Consider the following 19,056-nt stretch of genomic DNA (forward strand, 5'->3'; position numbering starts at 1 on the left):
TTGCCCAGCCACAAAGGCATGGCCGGGCAAAATGGGCAGGGTCAGCGGATGCCGTCCTGGCGCAGGGCAGCAGGGGTGTAGTCGGACGAATTAGCGGTGTATTCAAAGTTGTAAGCGCGTTTTTCCTCGTTTTTCATACCCAGCGCCAGGTACCGGCCACTCTGCAGGTCGTAGAGGGTTTCGAGCGTGGTCCATGGCACTTGATAGTTGTAGTAAGTCTGCGCGTGGGCTTCTGCCACCCGCCACAACTGGCCACGGCCGTCATAGTGGTCGATCACCGCGGCCTGCCAGGTGTCTTCATCGAAATAGAAGTCGCGCTTGGCGTAAATATGCCGCTGCCCCTGCTTGAGGGTGGCTACCACGTGCCACACCCTGCGCAACTCGTAGCGGGTAAGGTCCTGGTTGATATGGCCGGGCTTGATGATGTCGGCGTACTTCAGCGAGGGCGAATCCAGCTTGTAGCTGTTCACCGGTATGTACATCTCCTGCTTGCCCACGAGCTTCCAGTCATAGCGGTCGGGCGCGCCGTTGAACATGTCCAGGTTGTCGGAGGTACGCATGCCGTCCGCCGCGGTGCCCGGGCCGTCGTAGGCCACCTGGGGCGCCTTGCGTACCCGGCGTTGGCCGGCGTTGTAGATCCACGCCTCGCGCGGCTCCTTGATCTGGTCCAGGGGCTCGTGCACCAGCAGCACCGTACCGGCAAGGCGCGCGGGCGCGGTCACGGCCTGCTTGAAGTAGAACAGGATGTTGCCGGGGTTGTTGGGGTCAAAGTCCTTCATCCGGTCCCGGAACACGAAGGAATCCTGGAAGTACACCAGGCTGTAGTCGCCGTTCTGCTGCGGTGTGGCCTGGGTGATGGTGCGGCTTACAGCCCCGCCGCGGTAGCGGGTAATGTGGTTCCACACTACTTCCAGCCCGCTTTGCGGGACCGGGAACGGAATGGCGGTCTTGAAGTTTTCCAGGCCATTGCCGTCGCTCACCAGTTTGGTCTGGATGGCGTTGTCCTTGATGGCAGCAAATACCGCGTCCGGCACGGTGGCGTTGCGGTGGCCCGGGTATACCGGCAAGCGGTACGTATCCGGGTAGCGCTTAATCATGGCCACCTGGCCGGGCGCGAGTTTGCTGGCGTATTTATCCACGTTCTTGCTGTCGATCACGAACAGCGGCTTTTCACTGCCGTAAGGGTCAGCCAGGAAACCTTTGGCGTCCACCGCGCCGGCATTTTTCGGCATCGCCGCCCAGGCCGGAATGGACCCGTCTGCGTTTGCGGCCTTCTCTGCCCCCATGGGCGTCAATGTTGTGCCCAGCTTCGCCGCCTCGGCGGGCGATACCGCCGCCCAGCCATGGCTGGCCCCTAGCAGCAGCCCGATTGCCGACCCCCAAACCACGTTCTTGATGTTGTTCATATGTGTAGTGTCCCGGTCAGAAATTCACGCCGAAGCTCATGGCCACGAAGTCACGGTCATCCACGGTGGTGTACTTGCCGTCGAAGAAGTTGGTGTAGTACAGGCTGGCCGTGTAGGTGTTGAGGTAGTCGGCGTCCAGGCCAACGCTGATTGCCTTGCGCCCTTCCTCGAAGTTGCCACCCGGGCCGGGCGAGTAACCATCCACGTCATGAGACCAGGCCAGGCTAGGCCTGAGGTTTACCCCGGCAATGGCATTGTTGAAGTCCCAGATGGCCCGCATGCGGTAGCCCCAGGAATCGGTGGTGGTAAAGCCGTCGTTCTCGCAATAGCGGCTCACGTTGTTCTGCGCGGCGCCCGCGAGGGTGCCGGCATTGAGCGTTTGGCACTGCCCGTTGGGCAGCGGCCCAGGGCCATAGCTGGGGTCCCGGCCATAGCGCAACTTGGAGGTGCTTTCCAGGCCGCCTACATGGGTCCAACCCACCTCCCCTACCACCGTGAGCCGGTCAGCCCACATCACCTGGTCGAAGAAATGAGTGAAGGTGGTCTGGAACTGGGTGATTTCCTTGCGCCGGTAACCGGGCTGGTCGGTGCCTGGCGAGCCCTGTACCTGCGAAACGTTGGGGTTGAGCGGGGATAGCCCCGAGTAGAGGATGTCGGTGGTGTTGATCTGCACCGGCGCGTTGGGCCGGTAGCTGAGTTCGCCGCTCCAGGTAGTGCCGGTGGGCAGCGTGGTAGAGAAGCTCAGGCCATAGAGGTGGATGTCCTCGGGGTACTCCACGTAATAGCTGCCGTTGCCTGCTACCACCACGGGTAGCAGCGTGGATGCCAGTGCTCGGGCGGTGGCCACGGGAATACCAGAGCTTGCCAACGAACTCACCAGGTTGGTAGCGCTGTAGGCGCTGGCCGACCCGCCGCGGCCGCTGAAGACCGGCAAGCGGCTGTGGTAGTTCATGTAATACGCGCCGAATTCGGTATCCAGCGGTTCAAAGTTGTAATGCATCGCCAGCCCGAACTGGCCGCTGTCGCGCGCATCACGGTCGGGGTCCCGGCTTACCACTACGCCCTCATTGCTGAAGGTCACGCCCTGCCTGCCCAGGCTGCTCAGTACGGCCGAACGGGCTGCGGCTGGCAGGCCTGCGCCGGCCAGCGCGCCGTTGAGCGCGTTGCTGGTGCGCAATACCGCCAGGTTGTTGCTGCAACCGTCGGCAATTACGTCAGGCTGGGAGAAGAACGTGCCGCAGTTGTCGACCACGGTCTGGTCCCACTCCAGCTGATAGAAGCCCTCGGCGGACAGATTGTCGGTAAGGTTTTGCGACAGGTAGAACATGTTGACCGGGATCAGGCCTTCCTTGATTTCGGAACCCGGCCGGCGGAAGGCGGACACATCCACCGGGTTGATGCTGTTGATGGAGTTGCCGATGAAGGTACTCTCGCCCCAGTTCACGACCTGCTTGCCGAAGCGCACGCTGCCTGGCAAGTCGCCAATGCTGTAATTGTGGTAGATGAACGCATCCAGCAACTGGGCCCCGGAGGACTTCGCCCCCTCCTTGCGGCCCGAATCGCTGATGTCCTTGAAGCGCCGATCCTCGTCTTTCAGCTCGAAGTCGTACCAGTACTTGCCACGCAGGAACACCCCGGTGTCGCCGTACTTGAGTTCCAGGTCGTGGACGCCCTTGAATATCTTCGAGAAGGTTTCGCCGCGCTTGAAGTTCAGGTGGCCGTCGTCCGAAGTTTGCGACAGGCCGTGGCCGCCGTTATTCACGCCGATGAGGTTCTTGTTCGGGCTGGCCGTGGACCAGCTCGAGCCGATGGACAGCGACGAATCGAACTGACCTTCGATTTCACCAATGTTGAAACTTACCGCAAGCACCGGGGTGGCGAAGGTAGAGGCCAGGCTGACCGCCAGTGGCAGCCTGCCCCTTTGCCAGAGGGAACGGATCGGGTTCATCGACACTACTCCATATACATTCTTGTTATTGGGAGCGGCCAGACGCGTGAGCGCTGGCGGCCGTGCGAACGGCACACGGCCTCAAAGCCGGGCAGCAGCGACCGGTTAATCGAATCGCGGGGGCATGGCCCGAAGTCGACTATAGCCAGCCCAGCGAGGGTGCTCTTGCGGTGATGTATCACAATATTTACCAGTGATGGCGAAATGGGTCACAACCGGCGCATCACGCAGCCTGCGGCGGCGCTTCCAAGAATGGCGCAAACGGTGCAATACGCAAGCCCGCCTGTGTGCGAAAGCGCTCTGCGGCGGGCATTGGAGAGGTGATAGCTAGAGCGGGATAATAGCCACGGCGCCGTCCTGCTGCCATTGCTTGATGTCGGCGCGGATACGCTTCTTGTCGAGTTTGCCGACGCTGGTCTTGGGAATTTCCGCGACCACTGCCATGTGCCCGGGAATCGCCCATTTGTTGATATGCCCTTGGGCGACGAACGGCAATAGGTGGCCTTTCAGGTCAGCCGCCAGGCCGGTCCCGTCCCGTGGCTGCTCAGCCCTTGCTACAAGAAGAGCAAAGGGGCGTTCCCCCCATTGCGCATCCGGCATGCCCACCACCGCCACCTCTCGCACCTCTGGGTGCAGGGCAATGAGCGCTTCGAGCTCCAGGGAAGAAATCCACTCGCCACCGGTCTTGATCACGTCCTTGATGCGGTCGCGGATATCAATGATGCCGTGATGGTCCAGCGTGGCAACGTCGCCGGTGTGCAGCCAGCCGCCTTCCCATAGCTCCCCGCCGCGCTCGGGCTCATTCAGGTAGCCCATGCTCAGCCAGGGCGCCCGGAGTACCAGTTCGCCCTGACTTTCGCCGTCGGCCGGCAGAAACGCGCCTTCGCTGTCTACCACCGCCGCTTCGACCAAGGGCACAGGTACACCCGCCTTTAGCCGGAAGTTGGCTCGCGCATCGTCGTCGGCGGCCATCAGTTCCTGGTCGAAATAGGCACAGGAAATCATCGGGCAGGTTTCGGACATGCCGTAGGCAGCGGTCAGCTGAATGCCCCGGGCCAATGCGGCGTCATACAGCGCGCGGTTCAGTGCGCTGCCGCCGATGATGATGCGCCAACCGGCAAAATCCTTGTCCCGGCCACGCTCGCAGTTGAGCAACATCTGCAGGATGGTGGGCACACAATGGGAAAAGGTCACTTTTTCCGTTTCCCACAGCCGCACCAGCATGTCCGGCTCATACCGCCCCGGGTACACCTGCTTGATGCCGAGCATGGTCGCAACGTAGGGCACGCCCCAGGCGTGCACATGGAACATCGGAGTGATCGGCATGTACACATCATCCGTACCCATCAGCCGCACACAATCCACGCTGCCCAGCAAGGTGGACATCGACAGCGTGTGCAGTACCAACTGGCGGTGGGTGAAGTACACACCCTTGGGGTTACCCGTTGTACCGGTGGTGTAGAAGGTGGTGGCGACCGAGTTTTCGTCGAAATCGGGGAAGTCATACACAGGGCTGGCCGCGGCGAGCAGTGTCTCGTATTCGCCCAGCGATGCGGGGAGCTCCGGCTGCTGTTCCGGAGTGTCGGTCAGCAGCACGGTATGCGCAACGGTAGTCAACTGCCCCACCAGGGCTTGATATAGCGGCGCGAAGTCCGCGTTCACCAGCACGTAGCGATCCTCGGCATGGTTCATGGTGTAGAGGATCTGTTCGGGTGACAGCCTTACGTTGATGGTATGCACCACGGCGCCGATCATGGGAATGGCAAACATGCACTCCAGGTAGCGATGGCTGTCCCAATCCATCACGGCCACGGTATCGCCGGGCTTTACGCCCGCGTTCGTGAGCACATTGGCCAGCCGCGCGATGCGCTCGTTCAAGGTTTTGTAGCTGTAGCGCAGCTGGTCGCGGTACACGATTTCTCGAGCTTGTTCGTAGCGGCTGCCCGACATCAACAAGCGCTTGATCAGCAAGGGGAACGCGTAGGCGCCTGAAGCGGGGGGAATGATCCGGGTCTGCATCATCGGGTTCCTTCTTGGCAAGCGGAGTGGCCAGCAAGAAGCCTAGCAGCATGCTCGCGGCCTGCCGGTTCGCTTTGCGGAACCGGTGCCGCGAAGGGGCTCACTTCATTTGAGTGAAGGCAATCTTTACTCCCAGGGCGATCAGCACCGCGCCCATGGCCCGGTCGAACCAGTGACCGATGCGGGCGAAGCCGGCGCGCACCCGGTCGTTGCTGAACAACCGGGCAACCAGGCAGAACCACACGGCCGTTGCGATTGCCAGGTAAACCCCGTAGCCAGCCTGCACAAGCAGGGGCGTATGGGGATTGATCACGACCGTGAACAGCGACAGGAAGAACAGCGTGGCCTTCGGGTTCAGGCCGTTGGTCATGAAACCGGCCACATAGGCATCCCGCGGCGAACGAACTTGCCGCTCTCTGTGCAGGTCATTGGGGCCTTCGCTGCCCGGCTTGGCCCGCAGCGCCTTGAAGCCGATGTACAGCAGGTAGGCCGCGGCCAGCCATTTCAGCACATTGAACAGCATGATCGACTGCGAAACGATCAACCCGATACCCAGCAACGAATACCCCACGTGCAGGAAGATCGCCGAGCCCACCCCCAGGGCTGTCCAGGTGCCCGCACGCCGACCATGGGTAACGCTTTCACGCACCACCACGGCGAAGTCCGGGCCGGGGCTCGCCACCGCCAACAGGTGAATTGCCGCCACCGCCAGAAACTCACTCCAATACATATCCAACCTCTAAAAGATGTAACAAACCGGTACAGCAGGTACCTTACCCCTTCGAATGCTACCCCGACAGATACAGTTGACCGCGAACAAGAGGGCCACATGACCACATCCCGCCGCGCCGTTTTTCTGGATTACAGCTCACTGGACCTGGGCGACCTGGACGCAACGCCCCTGCGCGAAGCCTTCGAGAGCCTGGAATTGCATGAGCGCACCGCCCCGGCTGACGTGGCCGGGCGGTTGGCGCTGGCGGAAGTGGCCATTACCAACAAGGTTGTGATCGACGCGGAGGTGATAGCCCGATGCCCGAATCTGAAGCTGATCCTGGTATCAGCCACCGGCACCAACAACGTGGACCTGGCCGCTGCGGCCCAGCGGGGTATCACAGTGTGCAACTGCCAAGGCTACGGCACACCCTCGGTGGCCCAGCACACGATCATGCTCCTGCTCGCCCTGGCCACTCGGCTTGCGGATTACCAGCGGGCCGTGGCCGAAGGGCGCTGGCAGCGCTCGCCGCAGTTTTGCCTGCTGGATTATCCGATCATGGAGCTGGAGGGCAAAACCCTGGGTTTGCTGGGCCACGGCGAGCTGGGCAGTGCCGTAGCGCGCCTTGCGCAGGCGTTCGGCATGCGCGTGCTGCTCGGGCAGTTGCCAGGCCGCCCCACGCAGCCTGGCCGGTTGCCACTGGAGGACCTGCTGCCCCAGGTGGATGCACTCACCCTGCACTGCCCGCTCACGGAACACACCCATAACCTGATCGGCGCGCCGCAGCTTGCCCTGCTCAAGCGTGGTGCGCTGCTGGTGAACACCGCACGCGGGGGCATCGTGAACGAGCAAGCACTGGTCGAAGCATTACGCAGCGGCCACCTGGGCGGTGCTGCCACTGACGTGCTCACGGTAGAGCCGCCGGCGCAGGGCAACCCGTTGCTGGCACAGGACATCCCACGGTTGATCGTCACACCTCATTGCGCCTGGGGCAGCCGTGAGGCCCGCCAGCGGATCATCGGGCAGATGAGCGAAAATGCACGCGGTTACTTTGCCGGCCAACCCTTGCGGGTAGTCGGCTGAACCGGCGGGTCTGGTAAACTCCGCGTTTTTTGCCAGGAGTTCGCCATGGACCCGCGCAGTGAAGTGTTGCTTCGCCAGGCCCATCTGTTCGAGGGCCGGTTGTTGTTGGCCGGTTTGCCTGCCGATGGGCTGTTAGGTGAATTGCCGAACGCTTGTGGCTGGAGCTGGAACGCCGCCGACCACACCATTCTGGCATCGCGCCACAGTGACCGGATGAGCTTCGGCGTGGCCCCGCCCGACGGTAACTTCGAGGCAGCCGTGCTGTTCTTGCCCAAGGCCCGGGACCTGGCCGCTTACGCCCTCGACGCGCTGGCCAACGGGCTGCACGGCCGTAGCCTGTTCCTGGTGGGCGAGAAACGCGGCGGTATCGAAGGTGCCGCACGGCAGCTGAGCACATATGGCCGGGCCCGCAAACTGGACAGCGCCCGCCATTGCCAGCTGTGGCAGGTGGATATCGAGCACGCGCCCGCCAAGCCAGACCTGCACAGCCTAGGCCAACGCTTCAGCCTGGACGTGGAAGGCGCGCTCCCACTGGAAGTGATCAGCCTGCCCGGGGTGTTCAGCCATGGCCGGCTGGACCGCGGCACACGCCTGCTGCTTGGCCATCTGGAGGGGCTCAAGCCCGCCCATCTGCTGGACTTCGGGTGTGGCGCAGGCGTACTCGGCGCCGTGCTCAAGCGCCGCTACCCACAGGCGGCGGTCACGCTGCTGGACGTGGACGCCTTTGCCATCGAGAGCGCCCGCCTGACCCTGGCCGCCAATGGCCTTGAGGGGCAACTGATTTGCGCAAACGGTATCGACGCCGCCCCGTCCGGGCTGAGCGCGATCATCAGCAACCCGCCCTTCCATACCGGTGTGCACACCGACTACCGCGCCAGTGAGGCCTTGTTGCAACGCGCCGTGCAGCATTTGCTTCCAGGCGGGGAAATCCGGCTTGTGGCCAACAGCTTCCTGCGTTACCAACCGTTGATCGAGGCACACCTGCGCGAATGCACGGTGTTGGCTGAAGGCGACGGGTTCAAGGTTTACCGCGCGATACGGTGATTCCGCGCTTGCGCTTGCTGGCCAGCGTAGGCAGAATCCGCTCCGTCCTAGGGGAGTAGTCTCCGCGAGCTCAGCTCACAGGCATGCGTCAACATACTTGGCCCTCAGGCCATGGCGCTGCGACCCCCGTGCCCACCTGCGGCACCGGCCGGTTTGACAAGACCTATGACACGTTCACCTCACCCGGGGCGGGAAGGTAGTACGTGTCATAGCCGTGTTGACCCGCCCCTGTAGGAAGCCTGATGCTCGAATCCCTGCTTGTCCCCACCGGTGTAGTGGCACTCGCCGAAATCGGTGACAAGACCCAACTGCTGGCGCTTATCCTCGCCGCACGTTTCCGCAAACCCTGGCCAATCATCGCCGGTATCGTTGCTGCCACCCTTGCCAACCATGCCGCCGCCGGTGCAGTGGGTGCCCTGGTCAGCAGTTACCTTTCCGAAACCATGCTGCACTGGATTCTCGCGGCCAGCTTCACGGCCACGGCGCTCTGGACGCTGGTTCCCGACAAGATCGATGACGAGGAAACCCGCACAGGCAAGGCCCATGGGGCATTCGTGACCACCCTTATCGCGTTCTTCATCGCGGAAATCGGCGACAAGACCCAAGTGGCCACGGTGATGCTGGCCGCCCAGTACCCTCATTTGCTGCTGGTTATCGTGGGCACCACCCTGGGCATGCTGGCGGCGAACGTGCCGGTGGTACTGGCGGGCAACTTCGCCGCCGACAAGCTGCCGCTTACTCTGATTCGCCGCCTGGCGGCGCTGTCGTTCTTCGTGCTGGCGGCCTTCGCTGTGTACGAGGCCATGAAGGTAAGTGGCTGGGTGGGCTAAGCCGCCCTGCCACCTACTGGGCTTAGCCCTTCTTCGCTGCCTGGTACAGCGGCTGTACCTTGGGGATGGCCGCTTCCAGGGCCGCGATACGGTTGGCGCTGGAGGGGTGAGTGCTGGTGAATTCCGGCGGTGCGCTCCCCGCCTCGGCCGCGGTCATCTTCTTCCATAGCGAAATGGACGCGTTTGGATCGAAGCCTGCCCTGGCGGCCAGTTCGAGGCCCAGCAGGTCCGCTTCGTTTTCATTGGCGCGGCTGTTGGGCAAGGTGAGGCTGTATTGCACCACGGTGTCGGCCAGGGCCAGGCTGTCCTGGCCCAGCCCCAGCAAGGCGCCCGCGCCGGTCCTGGCCATTTCGATCCCGTACGCCTTGGACATGGCTTCGCGGCCATGCTCGCGAAGGGCGTGGGCGATTTCATGGCCCATCACTGCGGCCAGCTCATCATCGGTAAGCTTCAGCGTGTCGATGATGCCGGTGTATACGATGATCTTGCCGCCCGGGCCACAGTTGGCGTTCAGCTCGTCGCTTTTGATCACGTTCACTTCCCAGCTCCACTGGGCCGAATCCGGGCGCAGCTTGGGCGCCTGGGCGATCAACCGGTCGGCGATGGCCTGCACCCGCTTCGCTTCGGCGCTGCCCTTTTCCAATACCCCTTTGCTGGACGCTTCGCTCAGGGTTTGCTGATACGACTGGGCGTACATCTGGTTGACCTGCGCCGTGGACAGCATGCTGAACATGTACTGCTTGCGCTCTACACCCACGGCATCGCCGCTGGTGGTATTGACGGCCTGGCAGGCGGTGAGCAACAGGCTGCAGCTCAAGGCCAAGGTGGCTAGTGGCTTGCCGTATGGCTTGCCGATCGGATGGCGCATCGAAGGCTCCCCTGTGATTGTCGCAGGCGAGCAATGCTATCAGCTATGTATCAACCCTGACATGATCAAGCGGGCGTAAGGCATTCAGGTGCATTGAGCGCGGGGTCGTTCACCAGGTTGGCCAATGGCCGCTCCATCAGGGCTGCGGGCGGCTGGGCCAATAGCGAGTGAAGCAGCGGCAGGGGCGTATCAAGATCGAGCCAGGCGGCCTGGCCCGCGGCGTCAAGGATCAGCGGCCTGCGCTGGTTGGCGGCCGCCTGAGTCACGATGGCCATGCTCAGCCATACCTGTTCCTGCACCGGGAAGGCTTCCCAGATGGCTGCGAAATACAGGAACGACCCCTGCGCGGGTGTAAGCCAGTAGGGCCGCTTGCGCACATCGCCGCGCCACTCGTAAAAGCCGTTGGCGGGGATCAGGCAACGGCGTGCCGCGAAGGCCTCACGAAACATCGGCTGTTCGGTGAGCGTTTCCGCCCGGGCATGATTAGGCGTACGGGACATGTCGGTCAGCCATGGCGGCGTAAGGCCCCAGCGTGCAGTGGCAAGCTCTCGACCGGCTTCGCCCTGGCGCTCGATCAGCACCCGCTGGCCAGGCGATATATTCCACTGCGCCCTTTGTTCCGAAGGAAAACCTGGCAACGCGGCAAAGGCCGAGCCCCAACGAAACAACGCATAACGACCACACATGGATAACTCCGGCTCAGCACAACAAACTACCCGGGTAACTGTCCGGCTCTTCAGCCGGTAGCACGAGGGCTGCATTGTACGCACCGATCAGCGCTCGTGCCTGCTCGGCCTGCCGGTCCTCGACCAACAGTGCCAACAGCCCGAGGGCGGGTAATTCACCTACACCCCCCACCAGATGGCGGCCGCTCAGATAGGCGTCTATACCCTCACTGGCGAGCATGCTCAACAGCATCTCCGCCTCCAGCAGGCTTTCGGGTTCGTAGATCCGCCGCATCATTCATTCTCGCCGCGTACTTCGAGCGACCAGTCCACGCCGTCGGTGTAAACGCTGAAGTTCAGCGGCCGGCAGCATACGGGGCAGTCCTCGATATAGTGTTGGTCGCCACCGGACAGGTCGAGCACGGCTTCCACCGGCTCCCCGCAGCATGGGCATTGATAACGCTCGGTTTCCAGCATCGGGCCACCTCTGCAAGTTATGCGTATAATGCTGCGTCTGTTTATAACCCTAGCCGTTTCCAACAAGAGAGCATATGGGCGAATTCGATACCATCCGGCCCTACGATGATTCCGAGGTAAAGGCCGTTCTCAAACGCCTGCTGGCGGACCCGGCCTTTCTCGACATCCTTACCCGTTTTCGCTTCCCGCGCTTCGCGGGGTCGCTCGGCTGGGCACTGCGCCCGCTGATCGCTCGCAAGTTGCGCAACGAGTTTGCCGGTATCGAGAGCGTTGCTGCCTTGCAGGACAAGGTAGAGGTATACGTCGATCACACCATCGAGCGGGCCACCGATGGCGTCACCTATACCGGGGTTGAACAGCTCAAGCGCGGCAGCGCCTACCTGTTGCTGGCCAACCACCGCGACATCGTGATGGACCCAGCCTTCGTCAACTATGCGGTATACCACGCCGGGTTGCCTACGCCGCGCATCGCCATCGGGGACAACCTGCTGCAAAAGCCGTTCGTCAGCGACCTCATGCGCCTGAACAAGAGCTTCATCGTGCATCGCTCGATCAGTGGGCGCCGTGAAAAGCTCGCGGCCTATCAGCTGCTGTCAGCGTATATCAACCATTCCATCCGCACCGATTGCCAATCCGTGTGGATCGCGCAGGCCGAGGGCCGCGCCAAGGACGGTGATGACCGTACGGATTCGGCCATCCTGAAAATGTTCCACATGAGCCGAAAGGACGAGCCGTTCGCGGACGTGGTTCGCTCGCTCAACCTTACACCCGTGTCGATCAGCTACGAATATGACCCGTGCGACCTGGCCAAGGCGCGCGAGCTGTATATCCGCGCAACCACCGGAGGCTACGTGAAAGCACCGGGCGAGGATGACGTCAGCATTGCGATGGGGATTACCGGCTACAAGGGCCGCGTGCACATCAATTTCTCTGCGCCCATCACCGAGCTCTTCGCGGATGCGAGGCAGTTGGCGACTGAAATCGACCGCTGCGTACTGGCGGGCTACCGCCTGTTCCCCGTGCATTACCTCGCCTACGCACAATGGGAAGGCGCCGATCCCGCCCTGGACGTGCCAACCGCCGCCAGCCTGTTCGCGGGAGAGGAGCTGGAAAAGGCACGGGCAGAATGGCAACGCCGGCTGGAAGCCTGCCCCGCCGAGCACCGGCCATGGCTGGTAGCCCAGTACGCCTGCCCCGTGCGCAACCAGTATCGTGTGAAGGCCGGCCTGCCACTCGACGCCTGATCTGTCATCACCCGGTCATACCGCTACGTCAGGCTGTGCGCCCACATTCCCCCGCACAGCTCGACGGAGCCCCCATGCTGCACGCGAACAATCAGGATCGCCTCTACCTCATCACCCCGAGCGACGAACAGGAAGCCCTGATCGACGGGCTGGCCGTCAATGTACAGGATCAGGGCTGGCTGGTGTATTGCGCGTTGGGTGGGCACCAGCACGCCCACTGGCCGGATATTGACCCGGCCACCGGGATCAGCGTGCTGGATTGGCGCATCGAAGCGGCGTGAAGCCGTTATTCCTGGCTTGAGCCTTAGCCCAAGCCGGTTCGGGGGCTGTGCCCCCTCCCTACAGAAGCCGTGCAGAGGGAAAATGCTGCTGCTTACTGCGACAGCTTCTGGCTGATGGTCGGGTCCTTGAACAGGCGGGTCAGGGCATCGCTGAGCACGTCGCTCACCAGCTTGGTGTTGGTTTCCTGGTTCGGCGCCATGCCGAAGCGCTGGTTCAGAGACGCGCTGTAGCGACCGGTATAGCGGCCACTGGCGTTTTGCACATCGGCGCGGAAGGTTGCGCTGATGGTCGCCTCGGTGACGTACATGTTGTCCTTGGGCGACTGGTATTTCAGGTCCGCCAGGGTCACGGTCAGCTGCGGCGCATTGTAGGCGCTGGCATTAGGGGTGAAGCCCAGCAGGCGCACGGCCGCTTCGGCCTGAGCCTGGAGCTTGGGCAACACATCGGCGCCGTTGACCGACACCGCACTGGTTTCCGGATACAGCCCACCCCGGGTGCCCAGCGTAGGCGAAGGGCGGCCGTCCACTACGCGCACCACCACAGCCTGCCCCTGCCCTACGGGGGCCAGTTGCTCGGTGAGCTTGGGTTGCGGGTTGAGTTGCTGAGGGCTGTTGGCACAGCCAGCCAGCGCCAGAGCGGACGCGGTGATCAAACCGAACAACAGGCGTGGCAACATTGGTGTTCTCCAGAAATAAAGACGAAGCGGCAGTATAACGGAACGCTAATGGCTACTCACCCGGCATGCAGGCCGTCTTATCAAACACTTCATAAAAGCCGCCCTGGGCGAATGTTGTTCGGACATCGCGCAAGAATTGCCGGTTCCAGGCGCTTTTTTCCCGGTTAGGCCGCTATAATCCCGCCCCGATTATAAGGATGTCTCCTGATCGGGCCTTGCAGCCTTGCCGACCTAACATGTCGCGCCCTGGCCGCGCCGACAGAGAGCCCTCCACCAGGCCAGCGGCGCGGTGTGCCTGCACCCCGTCGCCCGGCTCCGGGGCTTCGCCATCGGGCTTCGCGGCGAACCTCGCTTTGAGGTTTACGACTCCAAAAGAGCGTGAAAAACAACGGTTTTCACAACTTCACGAGAGTGTGGCGAGCAAAAGAATGAATAACAGTGCGTCAGCAAGCAAAGCCTTAACGTTCCCGTTCCAGTCCTCATACCGGCGTAGTACTTACCGGTGATCCTCTCCCGTCGTCGCCACCTCGACCATTGGTCTATTGCCCCTGAGCCGCACCCGTGCGTTCATGGAGCTACCATCGTCGACAGGTATGCGTCGGCGCGAGCGCAGAAAAATCGGCCATGGCGTCGCCTTCATGCCCCTGCTTTTGCCAATTGGCGGCCGCAGCGGAGCAACCGGGGTGTCTGGCTGTCTATTTGATGCAGAAGATTTTGGAGATGCGTTAATGGCGCAGAACGAAGCAGTCGACGTGGTCCTGGTCGGGGCCGGCATCATGAGTGCTACCTTGGCGGTATTGCTCAAGGAGCTCGACCCCACGCTCCGGCTGGAAGTGGTCGAGGCAATGGACTCGGGCGCGGCCGAGAGTTCCAACCCCTGGAACAACGCCGGCACCGGGCACGCGGGGCTCTGTGAGCTCAATTACACCCCGCAGGCCGCAGATGGCTCGATCGACATCAAGAAAGCGGTGCAGATCAACACCCAGTTCGAGGTGTCCAAGCAGTTCTGGGCCTACCTCGCCAGCAAGGGTGCGATCAGCGCTCCCCGGGCGTTCATCAGCCCGGTCCCGCACCTGAGTTATGTCGCGGAAAGCGGCATTCCATTCCTGAAGAAGCGTTTCGAGAGCCTGAAGCCCCACCACGCTTTCGCCGAAATGGAATACACCGAAGACCACGCCAAGCTGGTTGAGTGGATGCCATTGATGATGGATGGCCGCCCCGCTACCGAACGGCTGGCGGCTACACGCGTGGCCAAGGGTACGGACGTGAACTTCGGCGCCCTGACCAACCTGCTGCTAGGGCATTTGGCAAACTCCGCCGATGCTCAGGTGAAGTATTCCAAAAAGGTCACGGGCCTCAGCCGTCGCAGTGGCGGCTGGACGGTGGACGTGAAGGATGTACACAGCGGCCACACGCGCCAGATCGACGCCCGCTTCGTGTTCCTGGGTGCCGGCGGCGCGGCGCTGCCTCTGCTGCAGTTGTCTGGCATCGAGGAAAGCAAGGGCTTTGGCGGCTTCCCGGTAAGCGGCCAGTGGTTGCGCTGCGATAACCCGGAAATCGTCAACCGCCACCAGGCTAAGGTGTACAGCCAGGCCGCGGTGGGTTCGCCGCCGATGTCGGTTCCCCACCTGGATACGCGCGTGGTGGATGGCAAGAAGTCGTTGCTGTTCGGGCCGTACGCGGGCTTCACCACCAAGTTCCTCAAGCATGGCTCGTTGATGGACCTGCCCCTGTCGGTGCGCATGGGCAACATCGGCCCGATGCTGGCCGTCGCCCGCGACAACATGGACCTTACCCGCTACCTGGTAAGCGAAGTGATGCAGTCGATGGAGCAGCGTCTGGAATCCCTGCGCCGGTTCTATCCTGAAGCGCGTGCCGAGGATTGGCGGCTTGAGGTCGCGGGCCAGCGGGTGCAGATCATCAAGAAAGACCCGAAAAAAGGCGGCGTGCTGCAGTTCGGCACCGAACTGGTTTCGGCGAAGGATGGCTCGCTGGCCGCGTTGCTGGGTGCTTCGCCAGGCGCCTCGGTGACGGTATCGATCATGCTGGAGTTGATCGAGCGCTGCTTCCCGGAGCAGTACCGTTCCGAAGCCTGGACTACAAAGCTGAAGGAAATTTTCCCGGCTCGGGAAAAGGAACTCGCCAGTAACGCCGAGCTGTATCGCGAAGTGTTCGATCACAACAACGCGAAGCTGGAACTGGTGTCGGCCACTACGGCGAGCGGCGAGCGCTACGCCTGATCGCTGCGTGACCTACCCGTACCGCCCGGGCTTCAAGCCGGGCGGTACAGGCTACCCCCCCGCCTGTTCAGGCGTTGGCGGCTTTCTGAATGATCTCGATGTATTCCTGCGCGTTGCGCTGGTCGGCGATCTGCGCCACAAAATCCTGGCCATTGGCGTCCCGGGCATGGAGGTCGTAACCGGCCTCCACGAAAAAGCCCACGAAGCGCTCGAAGTCATCGACCCGAAGCCCGCGATAGGCTTTCACCAGCTTGTGCAACGAAGGCGGGGTATCGTCGGCAGGCTCCACACCGAGGAACAACTTGATCTGCTCATCGCCGATCTCGTCGCCAATCACCTGCTTCTTGTCTTTACGCATTGCCTGTTCACCTTGTGGATAAGCCGAGGGGCGCCAGTCTACTCCGCAGGCTTGTCACCACTCAACGCGCCTTCACACTCCCCGTATGCACATCCGCCCACACATGCCCGTTGGGGTAGGTGAGAAACTGCACGTACACCTGATCGTTACGCAGCATGTCCATCAGCACGCGGTACTGATTGAGCGGATACGTCAAGGTAAGGGTGGTGTTCTCTTCATCGAACACAGGCCGCTTGAGGCTCTTGCTCTCGGCGTCGAAGCTGATGATCACCTGGTTCAGCGAGGCGCCCTTGTTCAGGGGCTTGCCCTTGAGCCGGAGGGTGACCGGAGCGGTTACCGGGATCGGCTGTTGGTTGGACAGGCGCTGATTGCCCGCTACCAATGAATACTCGGTGATCTGGAGCAACTGCTGCTGCTCGGGATCGCCGTCGCGCAAGCCTTGCTCATCGGGGGGAAGGTATTGGCTGTGCTGGGGTGCCGCGGCGAGGGGCAGCGAGCAGGCAAGCAGCAAGAGGGCTGGGAGGGCAAGGCGCATGGCAGGCTCCAGAACGGGCCTGCCACTGTAACACCATCACTTGCCAACGGCGTGTGGCCGTCAGGCTTACAGGCCCTTCACCGCGTAGATGCCCGCCGCATTGCGCCAGTAACCTTTGTAGTCCATCCCGTAACCGAAGATGAAACGGTCGATGCACGGCAGCCCGACAAAATCGGCCTTCAGGTCGGGGCTGGCCTTGCGGTCGTGCTGCTTGTCGATCAATACGGCGGTGTGCACCGCTGTGGCGCCAGCGTGGCGACAGAAGTCGATGATCGCGCTCAGGGTGTGCCCTTCGTCGAGAATGTCATCGATGATCAACACGTCGCGGTCGATGAAGGAAATTTCCGGCTTGGCCTTCCAGAACAGGTCGCCGCCACGGGTTTCGTTACGATAACGCGTGGCATGCAGGTAGCTGGCTTCCAGCGGGAAGTTCAGATGCGTGAGCAGTTTGCCAGCGAAGATCAGACCGCCGTTCATCACGCAGAACACGACCGGGTTGCGGTCGGCCAGCTGTGCGCAGATCTGCTCGCCGACGCGGGCGATCGCAGCCTCCACCTCGGCATCGGTGTACAGGCAATCGGCCTCGCGCATCACTTGACGGATGTGCTCGAGATCAGCGGACATGGCGCTCTCCAGGGGGGTCCAGGTAAAAGGCGGCAAAGGTACGCATCCAGCCGGAACGAATCAAGCGTTTCTGGACTAACGTCCAGACATCGCGCTGTGGATAGATTAATCTACCGCGCATTTTTTCTGTCTGCCTCCGGAGATGTTTTCCTATGCCCATCCGCGAAATCCGCCATCCGTTGATCCGCCACAAGCTAGGCCTGATGCGCCGTGCCGATATCAGCACCAAGAATTTTCGCGAACTCGCACAGGAAGTAGGCGCGCTGCTGACCTATGAAGCCACCAAGGACCTGCCTTTGGAGAGCTACGAAATCGAAGGCTGGTGTGGCCCGGTGCAGGTTGAAAAGATCGCCGGCAAGAAAATCACCGTGGTGCCGATCCTCCGGGCCGGCATCGGCATGCTCGACGGCGTGCTCAGCCTGATCCCCGGCGCCAAGGTGAGCGCAGTGGGCGTGGCGCGCAATGAAGAGACACTGCAGGCCCATACTTACCTGGAGAAACTGGTCACCGGTATCGAGTCCCGCCTGGCGATGATCATCGACCCCATGCTGGCCACTGGTAGCTCGATGGTTGCCACCATCGACCTGCTGAAGAAAGCCGGTTGCCGGGATATCCGCGCCATGGTGCTGGTGGCTGCGCCTGAAGGCATTGCCGCTGTGGAAAAAGCGCACCCCGATGTGCAGATCTACACCGCCTCGATCGACCAGAAGTTGAACGAGCACGGCTACATCATTCCGGGCCTGGGCGACGCCGGTGACAAGATCTTCGGCACCAAGCAAAAGGACGCTTGAACATGCAGGATGAGTTCAACGATCCGCTATGGCGGCAGGTGCTGTCGGGCGCGCAGATGCTTTTCGTCGCCTTCGGCGCACTGGTGCTGATGCCGCTTATCACTGGCCTGGACCCTAACGTGGCGCTGTTTACCGCTGGCATGGGCACCCTGCTGTTCCAACTGGTCACCGGCCGCCAGGTGCCTGTGTTCCTTGCGTCGAGCTTTGCCTTCATCACCCCGATCATTCTCGCCAAGGGGCAATTTGGCCTAGCCGCGACCATGGGTGGGGTGATGGCTGCAGGCTTTGTGTACACCTTCCTTGGCCTGGCAGTGAAGATCAAAGGTACGGGCTTCATCGACCGCCTGCTGCCACCCGTGGTAATTGGCCCGGTGATCATCGCCATCGGCCTGGCCATGGCGCCGATCGCCGCCAACATGGCCATGGGCAAGGCAGGCGATGGCACCGAGCTGATCCCTTACGGCACCGCCATGTGGATTTCCATGCCGGCCTTGCTCACCACCTTGGTGGTGGCGGTCTTTGGCAAAGGCATCTTCCGCCTGGTGCCAATCATCGCCGGTGTACTGGTGGGCTTCGCGCTGGCCTTCTGGTTCGGTGTGGTGGATACCGCGCGCATCGCGGCCGCGCCGTGGTTCAGCCTGCCTCACTTCACCGCGCCGGAATTCAACCTGCAGGCGATTCTGTTCATCGTCCCGGTCGCGCTGGCGCCAGCGATCGAGCACATCGGCGGGGTGATTGCGGTGGGTAGCGTGACCGGCCGTGATTACCTGCGCACACCGGGGCTGCACCGCACCCTGTTGGGTGACGGTATTGCCACTACTGCGGCCGGCTTGTTCGGCGGCCCACCCAATACCACCTATGCGGAAGTCACCGGGGCGGTGATGCTGACGAAGAACTACAACCCCAAGATCATGACCTGGGCGGCGATCTTTGCGATCAGCCTGGCATTTGTGGGTAAGTTCGGTGCGCTGCTGGAAAGCATTCCAGTACCAGTGATGGGCGGCATTCTGTGCCTGCTGTTCGGCTCCATTGCCGCCGTAGGCATGAATACGCTGATTCGCCACCAGGTGGACCTGAGCGAGGCCCGCAACCTGGTAATCGTGTCGGTTACCCTGGTGTTCGGCATTGGCGGTGTGTTGATCGGCACCGGCCCTGGCCCAAGCGACTTTGGCCTCAAGGGCATCGCCCTGTGCGCGCTGGTGGCGATTGCCTTGAACCTGCTGCTGCCCAAGCGGCAGTAAGGCCGCCATCGAG

Annotated in this window: 20 protein-coding genes; 8 read left to right on the forward strand and 12 right to left on the reverse strand. The window is 62.2% G+C overall.

The window, feature by feature from the left end; genetic code table 11:
- Nucleotides 1–41 precede the first annotated feature (41 nt).
- From LG385_RS17290 to LG385_RS17305, 4 genes are all read right to left on the reverse strand, one after another.
- Nucleotides 42–1,406 carry a DUF1329 domain-containing protein gene (locus LG385_RS17290; RefSeq protein WP_225775255.1) on the reverse strand — a complete coding sequence of 455 codons (1,365 nt, stop codon included), beginning with the start codon at nucleotides 1,404–1,406 and terminating at the stop codon, nucleotides 42–44.
- 16 nt (nucleotides 1,407–1,422) lie between these two features.
- Nucleotides 1,423–3,354, reverse strand: a complete 1,932-nt coding sequence (locus tag LG385_RS17295; RefSeq protein WP_225775256.1) for a DUF1302 domain-containing protein — start codon at nucleotides 3,352–3,354, stop codon at nucleotides 1,423–1,425.
- A gap of 327 nt (nucleotides 3,355–3,681) precedes the next feature.
- Nucleotides 3,682–5,376 (reverse strand): fatty acid--CoA ligase, encoded by a 1,695-nt coding sequence (locus LG385_RS17300; RefSeq protein WP_225775257.1) that lies wholly within the window; start codon nucleotides 5,374–5,376, stop codon nucleotides 3,682–3,684.
- A 97-nt stretch (nucleotides 5,377–5,473) separates the two neighbouring features.
- Nucleotides 5,474–6,103 carry a LysE family translocator gene (locus LG385_RS17305; protein WP_225775258.1) on the reverse strand — a complete coding sequence of 210 codons (630 nt, stop codon included), beginning with the start codon at nucleotides 6,101–6,103 and terminating at the stop codon, nucleotides 5,474–5,476.
- A 99-nt stretch (nucleotides 6,104–6,202) separates the two neighbouring features.
- Here LG385_RS17305 and LG385_RS17310 point away from each other — a divergent pair, with 99 nt between their 5' ends.
- The 3 genes from LG385_RS17310 to LG385_RS17320 all read left to right on the forward strand — a co-directional run bounded on the left by LG385_RS17310 (nucleotide 6,203) and on the right by LG385_RS17320 (nucleotide 9,042).
- Nucleotides 6,203–7,168, forward strand: coding sequence for a 2-hydroxyacid dehydrogenase (locus LG385_RS17310; RefSeq protein WP_225775259.1), 966 nt, complete (start codon nucleotides 6,203–6,205; stop codon nucleotides 7,166–7,168).
- Nucleotides 7,169–7,213: 45 nt separating this feature from the next.
- Entirely contained in the window at nucleotides 7,214–8,212 is a 999-nt protein-coding gene (locus LG385_RS17315; RefSeq protein WP_225775260.1) for a class I SAM-dependent methyltransferase, read from the forward strand.
- A gap of 242 nt (nucleotides 8,213–8,454) precedes the next feature.
- A complete protein-coding gene (locus LG385_RS17320; protein ID WP_181117028.1) occupies nucleotides 8,455–9,042 on the forward strand; it encodes a TMEM165/GDT1 family protein in 588 nt (195 codons plus the stop codon).
- A 22-nt stretch (nucleotides 9,043–9,064) separates the two neighbouring features.
- Here LG385_RS17320 and LG385_RS17325 read toward each other — a convergent pair whose 3' ends face one another.
- The 4 genes from LG385_RS17325 to LG385_RS17340 all read right to left on the reverse strand — a co-directional run bounded on the left by LG385_RS17325 (nucleotide 9,065) and on the right by LG385_RS17340 (nucleotide 11,052).
- Nucleotides 9,065–9,910, reverse strand: coding sequence for a M48 family metallopeptidase (locus LG385_RS17325; protein ID WP_225775261.1), 846 nt, complete (start codon nucleotides 9,908–9,910; stop codon nucleotides 9,065–9,067).
- A gap of 65 nt (nucleotides 9,911–9,975) precedes the next feature.
- Nucleotides 9,976–10,596 carry an SOS response-associated peptidase gene (locus LG385_RS17330; protein ID WP_225775262.1) on the reverse strand — a complete coding sequence of 207 codons (621 nt, stop codon included), beginning with the start codon at nucleotides 10,594–10,596 and terminating at the stop codon, nucleotides 9,976–9,978.
- A 13-nt stretch (nucleotides 10,597–10,609) separates the two neighbouring features.
- Nucleotides 10,610–10,870, reverse strand: coding sequence for a putative signal transducing protein (locus LG385_RS17335; RefSeq protein WP_225776274.1), 261 nt, complete (start codon nucleotides 10,868–10,870; stop codon nucleotides 10,610–10,612).
- Nucleotides 10,870–11,052: a CPXCG motif-containing cysteine-rich protein gene (locus LG385_RS17340; RefSeq protein ID WP_181117025.1), complete on the reverse strand. Its 183-nt coding sequence runs from the start codon at nucleotides 11,050–11,052 to the stop codon at nucleotides 10,870–10,872. Before LG385_RS17340 ends, LG385_RS17335 begins: the two co-directional genes overlap by 1 nt.
- A gap of 74 nt (nucleotides 11,053–11,126) precedes the next feature.
- Between LG385_RS17340 and LG385_RS17345 the strand changes: the two genes are divergently transcribed.
- Complete coding sequence (locus tag LG385_RS17345) at nucleotides 11,127–12,296, forward strand: 1-acyl-sn-glycerol-3-phosphate acyltransferase (RefSeq protein ID WP_225775263.1); 1,170 nt, start codon at nucleotides 11,127–11,129, stop codon at nucleotides 12,294–12,296.
- Nucleotides 12,297–12,370: 74 nt separating this feature from the next.
- On the forward strand, nucleotides 12,371–12,577 hold the full coding sequence (locus tag LG385_RS17350) for a hypothetical protein (protein ID WP_225775264.1): 207 nt from the start codon (nucleotides 12,371–12,373) through the stop codon (nucleotides 12,575–12,577).
- Nucleotides 12,578–12,669: 92 nt separating this feature from the next.
- Here LG385_RS17350 and LG385_RS17355 read toward each other — a convergent pair whose 3' ends face one another.
- Nucleotides 12,670–13,254 carry a YajG family lipoprotein gene (locus LG385_RS17355; RefSeq protein WP_225775265.1) on the reverse strand — a complete coding sequence of 195 codons (585 nt, stop codon included), beginning with the start codon at nucleotides 13,252–13,254 and terminating at the stop codon, nucleotides 12,670–12,672.
- Nucleotides 13,255–13,982: 728 nt separating this feature from the next.
- Between LG385_RS17355 and mqo the strand changes: the two genes are divergently transcribed.
- On the forward strand, nucleotides 13,983–15,494 hold the full coding sequence (mqo, locus tag LG385_RS17360) for a malate dehydrogenase (quinone) (RefSeq protein ID WP_225775266.1): 1,512 nt from the start codon (nucleotides 13,983–13,985) through the stop codon (nucleotides 15,492–15,494).
- A gap of 67 nt (nucleotides 15,495–15,561) precedes the next feature.
- Here mqo and LG385_RS17365 read toward each other — a convergent pair whose 3' ends face one another.
- The 3 genes from LG385_RS17365 to LG385_RS17375 form a co-directional block, all read right to left on the reverse strand.
- Complete coding sequence (locus LG385_RS17365) at nucleotides 15,562–15,852, reverse strand: PA4642 family protein (protein WP_181121759.1); 291 nt, start codon at nucleotides 15,850–15,852, stop codon at nucleotides 15,562–15,564.
- Between the two features lie 61 nt (nucleotides 15,853–15,913).
- On the reverse strand, nucleotides 15,914–16,387 hold the full coding sequence (locus tag LG385_RS17370; protein ID WP_181117019.1) for a hypothetical protein: 474 nt from the start codon (nucleotides 16,385–16,387) through the stop codon (nucleotides 15,914–15,916).
- Between the two features lie 66 nt (nucleotides 16,388–16,453).
- Complete coding sequence (locus tag LG385_RS17375) at nucleotides 16,454–17,011, reverse strand: hypoxanthine-guanine phosphoribosyltransferase (RefSeq protein ID WP_181117018.1); 558 nt, start codon at nucleotides 17,009–17,011, stop codon at nucleotides 16,454–16,456.
- A gap of 152 nt (nucleotides 17,012–17,163) precedes the next feature.
- Between LG385_RS17375 and upp the strand changes: the two genes are divergently transcribed.
- Together upp and LG385_RS17385 are read left to right on the forward strand one after the other, a co-directional pair.
- Nucleotides 17,164–17,802 (forward strand): uracil phosphoribosyltransferase, encoded by a 639-nt coding sequence (gene upp, locus LG385_RS17380; protein ID WP_181117017.1) that lies wholly within the window; start codon nucleotides 17,164–17,166, stop codon nucleotides 17,800–17,802.
- A gap of 2 nt (nucleotides 17,803–17,804) precedes the next feature.
- Nucleotides 17,805–19,043, forward strand: coding sequence for a uracil-xanthine permease family protein (locus LG385_RS17385; protein WP_225775267.1), 1,239 nt, complete (start codon nucleotides 17,805–17,807; stop codon nucleotides 19,041–19,043).
- The last annotated feature ends 13 nt before the right edge of the window (nucleotides 19,044–19,056 follow it).

The sequence above is a fragment of the Pseudomonas sp. Marseille-Q5115 genome (genome assembly GCF_916618905.1).
Lineage (GTDB): Bacteria > Pseudomonadota > Gammaproteobacteria > Pseudomonadales > Pseudomonadaceae > Aquipseudomonas > Aquipseudomonas japonica_A.

What these genes read in the sequence shown, in the direction of transcription:
- LG385_RS17310 (WP_225775259.1), top strand. Translation starts at nt 6,203, where the DNA reads ATGACCACATCCCGCCGCGCCGTTTTTCTGGATTACAGCTCACTGGAC.
- LG385_RS17330 (WP_225775262.1), bottom strand. Translation starts at nt 10,596, where the DNA reads ATGTGTGGTCGTTATGCGTTGTTTCGTTGGGGCTCGGCCTTTGCCGCG.
- LG385_RS17370 (WP_181117019.1), bottom strand. Translation starts at nt 16,387, where the DNA reads ATGCGCCTTGCCCTCCCAGCCCTCTTGCTGCTTGCCTGCTCGCTGCCC.
- LG385_RS17385 (WP_225775267.1), top strand. Translation starts at nt 17,805, where the DNA reads ATGCAGGATGAGTTCAACGATCCGCTATGGCGGCAGGTGCTGTCGGGC.
- LG385_RS17340 (WP_181117025.1), bottom strand. Translation starts at nt 11,052, where the DNA reads ATGCTGGAAACCGAGCGTTATCAATGCCCATGCTGCGGGGAGCCGGTG.
- LG385_RS17290 (WP_225775255.1), bottom strand. Translation starts at nt 1,406, where the DNA reads ATGAACAACATCAAGAACGTGGTTTGGGGGTCGGCAATCGGGCTGCTG.
- mqo (WP_225775266.1), top strand. Translation starts at nt 13,983, where the DNA reads ATGGCGCAGAACGAAGCAGTCGACGTGGTCCTGGTCGGGGCCGGCATC.
- LG385_RS17325 (WP_225775261.1), bottom strand. Translation starts at nt 9,910, where the DNA reads ATGCGCCATCCGATCGGCAAGCCATACGGCAAGCCACTAGCCACCTTG.
- LG385_RS17345 (WP_225775263.1), top strand. Translation starts at nt 11,127, where the DNA reads ATGGGCGAATTCGATACCATCCGGCCCTACGATGATTCCGAGGTAAAG.
- LG385_RS17315 (WP_225775260.1), top strand. Translation starts at nt 7,214, where the DNA reads ATGGACCCGCGCAGTGAAGTGTTGCTTCGCCAGGCCCATCTGTTCGAG.
- LG385_RS17355 (WP_225775265.1), bottom strand. Translation starts at nt 13,254, where the DNA reads ATGTTGCCACGCCTGTTGTTCGGTTTGATCACCGCGTCCGCTCTGGCG.
- LG385_RS17305 (WP_225775258.1), bottom strand. Translation starts at nt 6,103, where the DNA reads ATGTATTGGAGTGAGTTTCTGGCGGTGGCGGCAATTCACCTGTTGGCG.
- LG385_RS17335 (WP_225776274.1), bottom strand. Translation starts at nt 10,870, where the DNA reads ATGCGGCGGATCTACGAACCCGAAAGCCTGCTGGAGGCGGAGATGCTG.
- LG385_RS17320 (WP_181117028.1), top strand. Translation starts at nt 8,455, where the DNA reads ATGCTCGAATCCCTGCTTGTCCCCACCGGTGTAGTGGCACTCGCCGAA.
- LG385_RS17350 (WP_225775264.1), top strand. Translation starts at nt 12,371, where the DNA reads ATGCTGCACGCGAACAATCAGGATCGCCTCTACCTCATCACCCCGAGC.
- LG385_RS17295 (WP_225775256.1), bottom strand. Translation starts at nt 3,354, where the DNA reads ATGAACCCGATCCGTTCCCTCTGGCAAAGGGGCAGGCTGCCACTGGCG.
- upp (WP_181117017.1), top strand. Translation starts at nt 17,164, where the DNA reads ATGCCCATCCGCGAAATCCGCCATCCGTTGATCCGCCACAAGCTAGGC.
- LG385_RS17300 (WP_225775257.1), bottom strand. Translation starts at nt 5,376, where the DNA reads ATGATGCAGACCCGGATCATTCCCCCCGCTTCAGGCGCCTACGCGTTC.
- LG385_RS17375 (WP_181117018.1), bottom strand. Translation starts at nt 17,011, where the DNA reads ATGTCCGCTGATCTCGAGCACATCCGTCAAGTGATGCGCGAGGCCGAT.
- LG385_RS17365 (WP_181121759.1), bottom strand. Translation starts at nt 15,852, where the DNA reads ATGCGTAAAGACAAGAAGCAGGTGATTGGCGACGAGATCGGCGATGAG.